Annotated in this window: 8 protein-coding genes and 2 pseudogenes; 9 read left to right on the top strand and 1 reads right to left on the bottom strand. The window is 63.3% G+C overall.

Translation table 11 applies throughout. The features are described 5' to 3' along the window. The 9 genes and pseudogenes from ACVWY0_RS11470 to ACVWY0_RS11430 form a co-directional block, all read left to right on the top strand. A pseudogene (locus ACVWY0_RS11470) lies at positions 1-313 on the top strand (hypothetical protein); the annotation flags it as partial. 1 nt (position 314) lies between these two features. Further along, positions 315-636, top strand: a pseudogene (locus tag ACVWY0_RS11465) (sugar phosphate isomerase/epimerase); the annotation flags it as partial. 210 nt (positions 637-846) lie between these two features. Continuing rightward, the gene (locus tag ACVWY0_RS11460; RefSeq protein ID WP_485836791.1) at positions 847-2,199 is read left to right on the top strand and encodes an ABC transporter substrate-binding protein; all 1,353 of its coding nucleotides are present in this window, start codon (positions 847-849) and stop codon (positions 2,197-2,199) included. A 39-nt stretch (positions 2,200-2,238) separates the two neighbouring features. After that, positions 2,239-3,219, top strand: coding sequence for a carbohydrate ABC transporter permease (locus ACVWY0_RS11455; protein ID WP_485836790.1), 981 nt, complete (start codon positions 2,239-2,241; stop codon positions 3,217-3,219). Further along, positions 3,219-4,079, top strand: coding sequence for a carbohydrate ABC transporter permease (locus ACVWY0_RS11450; protein WP_485836789.1), 861 nt, complete (start codon positions 3,219-3,221; stop codon positions 4,077-4,079). Before ACVWY0_RS11455 ends, ACVWY0_RS11450 begins: the two co-directional genes overlap by 1 nt. A gap of 21 nt (positions 4,080-4,100) precedes the next feature. Continuing rightward, positions 4,101-5,129, top strand: coding sequence for a zinc-binding dehydrogenase (locus tag ACVWY0_RS11445; protein ID WP_485836788.1), 1,029 nt, complete (start codon positions 4,101-4,103; stop codon positions 5,127-5,129). A 31-nt stretch (positions 5,130-5,160) separates the two neighbouring features. After that, entirely contained in the window at positions 5,161-6,021 is an 861-nt protein-coding gene (locus tag ACVWY0_RS11440) for a sugar phosphate isomerase/epimerase family protein (RefSeq protein WP_485836787.1), read from the top strand. A 214-nt stretch (positions 6,022-6,235) separates the two neighbouring features. Further along, positions 6,236-7,231: a sugar phosphate isomerase/epimerase family protein gene (locus ACVWY0_RS11435; protein WP_485836786.1), complete on the top strand. Its 996-nt coding sequence runs from the start codon at positions 6,236-6,238 to the stop codon at positions 7,229-7,231. Between the two features lie 75 nt (positions 7,232-7,306). Continuing rightward, entirely contained in the window at positions 7,307-8,341 is a 1,035-nt protein-coding gene (locus ACVWY0_RS11430; protein ID WP_485836785.1) for a Gfo/Idh/MocA family protein, read from the top strand. Positions 8,342-9,392: 1,051 nt separating this feature from the next. Here ACVWY0_RS11430 and ACVWY0_RS11425 read toward each other — a convergent pair. Continuing rightward, on the bottom strand, positions 9,393-10,643 hold the full coding sequence (locus tag ACVWY0_RS11425) for an IS30 family transposase (RefSeq protein WP_485836798.1): 1,251 nt from the start codon (positions 10,641-10,643) through the stop codon (positions 9,393-9,395). Positions 10,644-11,313: the final 670 nt, after the last annotated feature.

Below are 11,313 nucleotides of genomic sequence, written 5' to 3'. Positions count from 1 at the left end.
ATGCCCCGCCGAAACCCTCCGGCGGGGCATTTCCATGCCCGGCCCGTTGTCACCGAAACCGACGCCGACATCGGCAAATAACGCGACGAGTAACAGGTGGCCGCAGGGGCACATCATCGGCTGGGAGCACACCTTCACCCACCAGATCCGCGACTTCCTGGTGGCCATCGACGCCGGCGCCGCTCCGTCGCCATCGTTCGAAGAAGGGCTGCAGGTGCAACGCATACTTGCCGCCGTCGAGAAATCAGCCAACAACAAGGGCACGCTCACCGCCGTTGAACATAAGTCGTATGCCACCGCTGAAGAAGCCTGACATGCCACGCCCCTATCCCCCGTTCACCGACCAGTGGGCCGACCTGCTACGTCGAGGAAGCGGCCCGGCTCGCCTCCGGCTGGGGCCATGACGGCCCGGAAATCGCCGTGTCCGGGGACCACCTGGACGCCTCGTGCTGGGACGAACCCGGCTACGTCGAGTCCAAGCTCGCCGTGCTGGAGAAGTACAACCTGAAGGTCTGGGCCATCTCCAACCATCTCAAGGGCCAGGCCGTCTGCGATGACCCCATCGACTTCCGCCACGAAGCGATCGTCAGCTCGAAGGCATGGGGCGACGGGACCCCCGAGGGCGACCGCCGGCGCGGCCTGCTGGCTGCTCGGCTTATCTCCGCTGTCCAACGCTCCGCCCGGGAAGGCGGCCGGCAAGACGTCCCCCGAAGTACCCGGAATTGACCGGGCATAAGTCCTCTTTATCAACCCTTAAGGAAAGGCAGTAGAATGCTCCGATCTCTCGATCGCATCAAGCGATCACGCATCGTAGCGGGCTTGGGAGCCGCGCTCACCGTAACCCTGTTGGCAACCGCATGCACGGGCGGGTCATCAGCACCCAACACCGCGGCGGCCAAACCGGCAGAGCTGCGGATGCTCTACACCACCGATGAAGCCAACAGCGCCGCCGTCGCGTCGCTGGTGCCGCAGTTCAAGGAAAAGTTCGGCATCGATCTGAAGATCGACAACCAGCCGTACGACGCGTTGCAGCAGAAGGTCTTCTCCGAGTTCGCTTCCAGCAGCAGCTACTACGACATCGTCGTCGTCGACACCCCGTGGGCGCCGGCCCTGGTGCAGAACCTTGAACCCCTGAGCCAGTTCATGCAGAACGGGGCCCTGAACCCTGACAGCCCGCAGTCCAACGTGGGCGACTTCATCCCCAAGGTGTTCTACGACACGGCCGTTTACAACGCTGATTCCCCGATCAAACGCTACCCGGACCCCACGGCAAAGCCCGACGCATCCGCGATCAAGAACGCCGGATTCGACGTGTACGGGATGCCGATCCAGTCGAACGTGGCCGTCATGGCCTACCGCAGCGACCTGTTCAACGACCCGGTCCAGAAGGAGAACTTCAAGGCCAAGTACGGCAAGGACCTCACGGTCCCGAAGACCTGGGATGACTATGCCCAGGTGGCAGAGTTCTTCACCCAGCCTGACAAGAAGCTCTACGGCACCACGGTCATGGCGGGCGTCGGCGACTGGGCCACCGATGACTTCAAGACCCTGCTCGCCTCCCAGGGCGGAGACGGGACCCTGGCGGACCAGAACGGCAAGCCCACGTTCAACACACCCGAAGGAACTCAGGCACTGGACTACTACGCCAAGCTCGCGCAGAGCGGACACGTACCCCCGGGCAGCACATCAGCGGACTGGGGTACAACCGCCGAATCGTTCGGCAGCGGCCTGACAGCCATGACGATCAATTACCACGACCTGAAGCTCGGTGACAACGTCAAGGGCGGCACCGTCGGCTACGCCCCGGTGCCCAGCGCGAAAGCCGCCGGCCCTCACTTCGGGACCTGGATGCTGAGCGTTAACAAGAATTCCAAGAACAAGGAATGGGCCTACCAGGGGATCAGCTGGCTGACCGCCGCCGAACAGCAAACGACGATGACCGCCGAAGCCCTGCACCCCAGCCGGACCTCCGTCTTTGCCGGCATCAAGAGCGATAACCCCCTCGCACCCTTCTACGACACCCTCGGAAAATCCCTCGCAGAAGGCGTTGGCCGTGCACGGTTGACCAACTACACCGAAGTCAGCCACGAGGTGGCCGTCGCAGTGAACAACGCAGCAACAGGCGCTTCCTCGCCAACGGACGCCCTCAAATCCGCCTCGGAGAAGGTCTCGGCCCTCCTCAAATCGGCCGGCTACTAACCCATCGGACCGCTCAAGGTCGCCCAAGGAGTATCGATAATGAAAGCAACCACCGCACCATCGGATGCGACCTTGACGGTTGACGCTTTCCGCCGCGCGGCCGGCCGTGCCACGGCCGGCCCGCACGGCAGGAAGCCGCTGACCTGGAAAAAACGTTCGACCCCGTGGATCTACATGGCCCCGGCCATGTTCGTCCTGCTGCTGATGACGGTGGCCCCGGCCATCTTTATCTTCTACTCGGCCTTCCGCAACGACAAGATCCTCGGTGGCGTGGGCAAATTCGTCGGACTGGACAACTTCATCACGGCGATCACCAACGCCTCTGTCCAGCACGCATTCCTGATCACATTCGGCTTCGTCGCGGTCGCGGTGATCCTGGAGATGATCCTGGGCTTCGCCCTGGCACTCCCGCTCGCGGCCCAGACCCGCGCCAACAAAGTCGGGGCCGCCCTCATGCTGCTGCCGTTCGCCGTCACCCCCGCGGTCGCGGCCATGGTGTTCAAGCAGCTGCTGAACCCCAACTACGGGTGGGTAGGCTACTACCTCGGCGTCTTCGGATTTCCCAAAGGCATCGACCTGCTCGGTGATCCGACATCGGCGTGGATCGTCCTGGTCATTCTCGACATGTGGCAGTGGACCCCGTTCGTCGCCCTGATCCTGATGGCCGGGCTTCAGTCCCTGCCGGGGGAACCCCGGGAAGCAGCGATGGTCGACGGAGCCACCCCATGGCAGATGTTCCGGCACATCACCTTCCCGGCCATGGTGCCGTTCATTGCCATCGCGGCCGTGCTGCGGACCATCCAGGCCTTCAAGACCTTCGATTCCTTCAAGATCCTGACCGGCGGCGGTCCCGGTGAATCCACCGAAATCATCAACCTGGGCATATTCCGCGTCGGCCTTCAAAGCTTTAACGTCGGTCTCGCCTGCGCCTTGGGCGTGGTCTTCCTGATCATCCTCTCCCTCCTTATCCCCGTCATGCTGCGCATCATCGGCCGCCGGGCAGACCCCGAGGAAATGTAATGACAACGACATCATCAACCAGCCGCGGCGGTGCCGTGGCACGCGTCATCATTGGACGCACCTTTCTGTGGGCATGGCTCCTGGTCGGCCTTGTGCCGCTGCTGTTCATGTTCATCACCTCCATCAAGCCGGCCGGGATCGCCAACCAGATCCCTCCGGCCTGGATCTTCCAGCCGACCCTGGATAACTACGCCTCCGTGCTCTCAGCCGGCGGCGGTAAATCCGAAAGCTTCGGTCAGCTGCTCACCAACAGTGCAATCGTCAGTCTCGGTGCCACCGCGCTGGCCATCGTCGTGGGGGTCCCGGCCGCCTATGCCCTGACCATGAGGGATTTCCGGGCCCGCAAGGGGCTCTCATCCTGGATCCTGTCGACCTACATGTTCCCGCCCATCGTCGCCGTCATCCCGGTCTTCGTCTTCGCCGGCAAGCTCGGGCTCATGGACACGTACCCGGCCCTGATCATCCCGTACGCTGCCTTCAACCTGCCCATCGTGGTGTGGATCCTGCGCAGCTCGATCCTGCAGCTGCCCTATGAGATCCAGGAAGCAGCCATGGTCGACGGCGCCTCAACATGGGAGGTCCTCCGCCGGATCATCTGGCCCCTGCTCGTGCCGTCCGTCGCCACGGCCGCCGTACTGACCATCGTCCTGTCCTGGAACGAATTCCTGTTCGCCCTGTCCCTGACCCGCAGCGGAGCCAAGACCGCTCCCGTGGGCCTGCAGCAGTTCACCGGCATGTACGGCACGGACTGGGGCAACATCACCGCCGCCGCGACCCTGATCGTCGCGCCCATCCTGGTCCTCATGGTCGTGCTGCGGCGCCAGATGGTCGCCGGGCTCACCTTCGGTGCAGTCAAGTAAATGAGTATTGGAGAAGAAACGATGAAAGCAGTCATCCTCCCCGGTGACAAAAGAGTCACCGTCGTGGAACGGGACGTCCCGGAGCCGGGACCGCATGAGGTGCTGGTCCGGACCCGCGCATCCGCGATCTGCCGCAGCGACATGAGCATCTACTACGGCACCCCGATCGTCGGCGGCGAAGGTGCCGGCCACGGCTCGGTGATACCCGGGCACGAGGCAGCCGGCGAAGTCGTCAAGGTCGGAAACGCCGTGACCCACGTCAAAGAAGGCGACCGCGTCGCCGGCTACCTCGCCGTGGGCTGCGGCTTCTGCGAGTACTGCCTCAGCGGCTACATGATGCTGTGCAACCAGTGGAAATGCTTCGGTTTCGACGTCCACGGCGGTGACGCCGACTACTTCGTGCTGCCCGAGCGCAACTGTCTTCAGCTCCCTGACGAACTCAGCTTCCGCGCCGGTGCGGTGATGACAGACATGGTCGGCAGCCAGTACCACGTGCAGAAGCAGCTCGGCGTGGCGGGCGGAAAAGCCGTCGCCGTCTTCGGCATGGGACCAATGGGATCCGCCGCGGTACTCATCGGCAAGGCCTTCGGCGCCCGCGTCATCGCCGTCGACGTCATCGACCACCGGCTCGAACAGGCCAGCTCGCTCGGCGCGGACGCCGTCATCAACAGCACGACAGCCGACGCCGTCCAGCAGATCCGGGACCTCACCCAGGGCCGCGGAGCGGACGTCTGCATCGATTGTTCCGGCAACCCCGCCGGGCAGAACTCTGCTCTGGATGCAGCCGCCAAGCTAGGCGCCGTCGCCTTTGTCGGTGAGTCGCGGGCCACGCAGATCAACCCCAGCGACCAGATGCTCAGAAAACTGCTCACCGTCGTCGGCGGCTGGTACTTCCCCATCAGCGACTGGGAAGAAATCGTCCGCCTCGTCATCGACCAGAAAATTCCCGTCGAAAAGCTCATCAGCCACGACTTTTCCATCGATCAGGCCGAGGAAGCCTTCCGCGCCTTCGACGAGCGCGAAACCGAAAAAGCCGTTTTCGTCTGGTAAACCCCGTCAGACCCTCCCAAGGAGAGAATCCATGTTCAGATATGCCGCCGAGCTCGTTCCATACCACGACCACGGCTTCGAAGACTCGATCCGCGACCTTGCCGACATCGGCTTCAAGGAAGTCAACCTCTGGTCCTCCGCCGCGCCGCTGGCCCACCACGTCAATCCTGGAGATGACCCCGGCAAAATTCTCGGAGTGCTGGACAAGTACGGGATCAAACCCTGCGGCCTCACCGTCTACGGAAAGACCCAGGACGAAATCCTTGAACGCGTCGATTTCGCCGCAGACCTCGGAATCGACACCCTCATCTTCGACTGCGAAGCCAACTACCCCGACTTCGTCTCCACCTTCCTGCCACCCATCGTCGAAGCAGGAGCGCGCCGCGGAGTCCGGATCGCGGTCGAAAACCATCTCACCGTGCCGTTCGCCGCCGATTTCGAATCCGGTGCCAACGAAGACCGGCGCTGGGGCGAAGGCGTTGACACGCTCGCGCAGATGAAACGGCTCATCCGCGACATCGACGACCCATACCTCGGCGTCTGCATCGCTCCCCCGCACCTGTGGGTGATGCAGGACACCATCAGCGAAGCGATCACGTTCCTCGCCGAACGCAAGCGGCTCTTCTACTACTACATCTGGGATATCGATCGCGCTTACCGCCACGGTACGGACGGCCTGAACTTCGGTCCCGCCGACCAGCAACTCCCCCGCCCTGACGGAACACTTGACCATTCCGTGATGCTGGGAACGCTGCGCCGGGTCGGGTACGAAGGCGTCGCCAGCCTCAAATGCCACGGAACGCAGGGATGGAGCTTCGAAAAAATCGGTGAATACCTTCGCGAGTCCGACGCCTATGTCAGGGACTGCATGAAGAAATCACAATCCCTCTGAGCACCCCGGGATCCCCCACACGGTCCGGGGTCTGCAGCGGCAATGCCCGGTACCGTCCCGGCCGTACCCCGACCTGCAGTCCCGGACCTCAAGAAGGGATCCGAAAGGCAGCAAGCGCTGCCAAGTCGAACTGACAACCGTTGAGTCGGACAATCCGCCCGAAACCGGCGGCCCGTCCCAAGCCGGACAATCCGGTAAAGCGAAGGAGCCTGACATGCCCCGCCCGTACACCCTGTTCACCGGCCAGTGGGCCGACCTCCCCTTCGAGGAAGTCGCGCGCCTGGCCTCCGGCTGGGGCTACGACGGCCTGGAAATCGCCGTGTCCGGGGACCACCTGGACGCCTGGCGCTGGGACGAACCCGGTTATGTCGAGTCCAAGCTCGCCGTCCTGGACAAGTACAACCTCAAGGTCTGGGCCATCTCCAACCACCTCAAGGGCCAGGCCGTGTGCGATGACCCCATCGACTTCCGGCACGAAGCGATCGTGGGCGCGAAGGTCTGGGGCGACGGCGATCCCGAGGGCGTCCGCCAACGCGCCGCCGAGGAAATGAAGCACACCGCCCGGCTGGCCAAGGCACTCGGTGTGGACACCGTCGTCGGCTTTACCGGCTCCTCGATCTGGCAGTACGTGGCCATGTTCCCGCCCGTCCCCGCCGCCGTGATCGAGGCCGGGTACCAGGACTTCGCCGACCGCTGGAACCCCATCCTGGACGTCTTTGACGAATGCGGGGTCCGCTTCGCCCACGAAGTCCACCCCTCCGAAATCGCCTACGACTACTGGACCACCGTCCGCACCCTCGAAGCGATCGGCCACCGGCCCGCGTTCGGCCTGAACTGGGACCCCTCCCACTTCATGTGGCAGGGCATCGACCCCGTCTCGTTCATCTGGGACTTCAAGGACCGGATCTACCACGTCGACTGCAAGGACACGAAGCTCCGCCCCACCGGCCGGAACACCGTCATGGGCTCGCACCTGCCCTGGGGTGACCCGCGCCGCGGCTGGGACTTCGTCTCGGCCGGCCGCGGCGACGTCCCTTGGGAATCATCCTTCCGCGCCCTGGCCGCGATCGGCTACACCGGGCCCATCTCTGTCGAATGGGAAGATGCCGGCATGGACCGGCTCCACGGCGCCCCCGAAGCCCTCGCCGCACTCAAAAAGTACGACTTCCCGGCATCGAACACCTCCTTCGACGCCGCCTTCAAGCAGTAGCTCACCGGGCCGGGACGCGCTGTGACCAATACGGCGGGGCGAAGGCGACATCAGCAACCAGAAAGGACTCCACAGATGGATCCAGAAGAAGCACCGCTGCGCATCGGCATCCTGGGAGCGTCCCGCATCAGTCCGACATCCATCATTGAACCTGCCAGGCTGACAGGCGCGCGGCTGGTGGCCGTCGCAGCCCGCGACCGGGACCGGGCAAAGGACTTTGCCAACCAGCACGGCGTCGAACGGGTGCTCGGATCCTACGAAGAGCTTGTCAATGACCCGGAGGTCGAAGCGGTCTACAACCCGCTGGCCAATTCGCTGCACGCACGATGGAACCTGGCGGCCATCGCCGCGGGAAAACATGTCCTGTCAGAGAAACCGTTCGCCTCAAACGCAGCAGAAGCTAGAGAAGTGCGGGACGCGGGCAAGCGCGCGGGCGTCAAGGTCGTCGACGGCTTCCATTATCTTTACCACCCTGTCACGAAAAGACTCCACGAACTGGTCACCTCCGGGGAACTCGGCGAACTCCAGCGTGTCGAAACCATGGTGATGATTCCTCCCCCGCCACCCGAAGACCCCCGGTGGTCGCTGCCACTTGCGGGCGGTGCACTCATGGACCTGGGCTGCTACAGCCTCCATGCCATCCGGGCCATGGCCCCCTTGGCAGGCGGGAATCCCACCCTCATCAACGCCCGGGGAGCCGAACGAACCGGCTTGCCCGGAGTGGACGAATGGGTTGACGCTGACCTGGTCTATCCCTCCGGAATCACCGCAACGGCACGATGCAATATGAACGGGACCCGAGCCGAAATGACCTACCGCGCCATCGGCAGCAAGGGACAAGCCACCGTGACAAATTTCATCCTCCCTCATACCGATGACAGCCTCGAGGTGAAAACGACTGACGGCCGACGGATCGAGCACCTGGGCACAAGATCCTCATACACCTATCAGCTGGACGCTTTCACCGCACTGATCCGGCACGGAATCCCCATGCCCACAGACAGCGACGACGCCGTCCAAACCATGGAACTAATCGACCAATGCTACAAAGCCATCGGACTGGAACCCCGCGCCGGCACCCGAAACGAGGCAGACACCCACGAACGCTAAGGAGAATCCCCTAACGGTCCGCAACGATCACTCAATCAACCTCGTAAGCGGGTGCCCGGAATGACGAGCGCTTACGCCGTCATTCATCGGGATCGAACGGCTCGTCGGTGCCGCTCACCTCGGGTACCCACGCCGAACGCGGCTTCTCGTTCGTACATGGCGGGCGCAGGGATGAAAAGATGCCGATCCTGGACGCGCTCCTCCAGCACTTCCGGAACCGCGGTTTATGATACGCGCGGCGCCGGTGCGCCAACCAGTCGTGATGGCAAGCCGCCAATGCTGGAGGAAGTCTCCCTCGCCCCAGGGCTCGCCGGTACGCGTGATTACGTAAACTGACACTGTCGCTGAAGGCGACCCAGTCCAACCAGATCAACACCGAATTCGTCTACCGCGGCGGCACCATCGAGCCGACAAACCGCATCACCCTGCTGGCCTCGACGAAAGAAGGCCGCACACCGGCCGCCGTTGATGACCGCGTGAAAAACAATCCACAGGATGATCGCGGGCGAGGCCAGGACGCTCTGGGACGGCATGCTCGACGCGAGCAGATCCTGACCACGTCACGGAGGTCCACGGGAAGGCGACTGCAAAGTAGAGAAGTTTTTCACAGCCCGGACCGGTCATGTCGCCCGCTCGGTGAACGACAATGAAGAAGTAACTAAAACCCGAGCCACCGAGTTTTCAGTGGAAGGAGCCGCCCGGCCACAGCAACGGCCACCAACAAAAAAGGGCCCCCGCAGGGGCCCATAAGTGAACAGCTTGTGCACACTCAGAGGCCCACAGGCCTTTGACTTGGGAAAACACGTGCCCGAGGGACTCGAACCGGACTCCAGCCCTTGCAAACACTGGGAACTCCCGACAACATAGCCAGTCCGAGCCAGTCCGGCCGATGTGCGATCCGATCCAACGCCCCAACTGTGCACATTGTGCACACCTGTTTTTGCATTCTGCAGCAACGCCGAAGGGACAAGAACACCCTTGACGGAAGATCAATTATCGGCGTTCGATTTGGCCGTCACTTGAATTCTAGGGGTCGTTGCAACACCCGAGGTTAGCTGGCTATCAGTAAATCACGAAGACGCTCTGCCGGGGTGTCCCAGTCGAGTGTTTTGCGTGGTCGGGCGTTGAGTTCTTGGGCGACGTGCTCGAGGTCTTCGGGGCCGTAGGCGTTGAGGTCGGTGCCTTTGGGGAAGTATTGGCGCAGCAGCCCGTTGGTGTTTTCGTTGGATCCGCGCTGCCAGGGACTGTGGGGGTCGCAGAAGTAGACGTCCATGTCGGTGGCGATGGTGAAGGCTTTGTGTTTGGCCATTTCGGCGCCTTGGTCCCAGGTCAGGGATCCTCGCAGGTGCGCCGGCAGGGTGCCCATAGTCTTGATCAGCCCGTCGCGGACCGATTCGGCGCTGTGGTCCACCGGCAGGTGCACGAGCATGACGTAGCGGGTGGTGCGCTCGACCAGCGTCGCAATCGCCGACTGGTTGTGTGCCCCTGTGATGAGGTCGCCCTCCCAGTGGCCCGGGATCGCGCGGTCCTCAACCTCTGCGGGGCGTTCGGAAATATTGATCATCGGGTCCCGGAAACGACTGGTGCGTTCCTCGGGATTCTTGTGCTGCTTGCGGCGGGTTCGCCCGGTGCGCAGCGCCTCCTTGACCTCGCGTTTGAGCCCGCCGCGGGCCTGAAAGTAGAGGGCCTGGTAGATCGTTTCGGGGCTCACGCGCATGACGGGGTCATCAGGGTATTCCTTGATCAGCAAGTGCGAAATCTGTTCCGGGGACCAGCGTGTCAGCAGCTTGGTTCCCACGTACTTACGCAGCTTCCCAGGTTCTGCCAGCTTACTGTCCTTGGGCCGTGCCCGGGCCGCCGCAGCGGTGCGGTGGGCGCCGTAGGGCCGGTAGCCGAGCACCGCGTGGCTGTTGCGTTTGATCTCCCGGCTGATGGTGCCCACGGAGCGGCCCAGAGCCCTGCCGATCGCCTGCATTGAGGTTCCATGGGTACGCAGGTCCGCGATCCTCTCCCGCTCTGACAGGGACAGGTAGCGGGTGCTGATGGACTGCTCCAGCGCTTCCAAGGCCACCGGGGCGGGCGCCGGCTCTGCCGCCGCTGCCGTCAGTCCTGGTGCCGCCGCGGGGGCCGACGGTTCCGCAAAAGTAGTTGTCACCTCCTGTTTATACGGCAGATCCGCAGCATGGCCCTCGGCAGCCGCAGTGTCCTTAGCAGCCTGTTGCCGGTCCCATGCGTAGGAGCTCGGTTTGCTGGCGCCGACCGCGAGAGCGGCGTCCCTCCGGCCTGCTCCTTCTTGGCGCAGGCGCAGGTACTGAAGCTGCTTCGCTGATGGCCGTCGCGGACTGACCGAGACCAGACCGGCGGCCCTGGCCCAGTTGGAGCAGGTGGAGTGGTTCAAGCCGAGTTGCCGGGCCGCAACGCTGACGCTGCCGACGTCCTGCAGCACTGTCACGAACTCCTCAAGCACCGCGGATGGGTGGCGTCGCGCCGGATCAGGTTTCCGAGTTCTCGTGGCCCGTGGCTTTCTCACAGCAGGATTGACCCTGCCGGCCCAGTTACGCGCGGTGCTGATGTTCAATCCCAGCTCTTGGGCCGCCGAAGTGATGGTGCCGGTCTGGTCCAGAGCGGCATAGAACTGGTCCTTGTCCGCCTGCGTGTACAGGCGCTGAGGCCTGATCCCCGCAGCGTTCGCCCACTTCTGGCATGTGCTCCGGTTGATGCCGAGCTCCTTGGCCGCCGTGGCAACACTTCCCAACCGCTCCACGGCGGAAAGGAAATCCTGTTTTTGCGCACGGGTGTGGGACTGCTGATGACGCTTCCCCGGCGCCCCTGCCAGAGACGCCGATTCCTGCGTTGAAGGAGATTTTTTCTTTAGGGAAGAACTATTTCTTGATGGTGAATCCATGGGTGTTGCAACTCCCGATTATTCGGGGTGTTGCAACGATCGCTAGAACTCGCCTCACTGGATGAGA

The sequence above is a fragment of the Arthrobacter sp. UYNi723 genome (genome assembly GCF_054057635.1).
The sequence above is the reverse complement of the archived record's forward strand: the minus strand, read 5'-3'. Positions and strand labels throughout refer to the sequence as shown.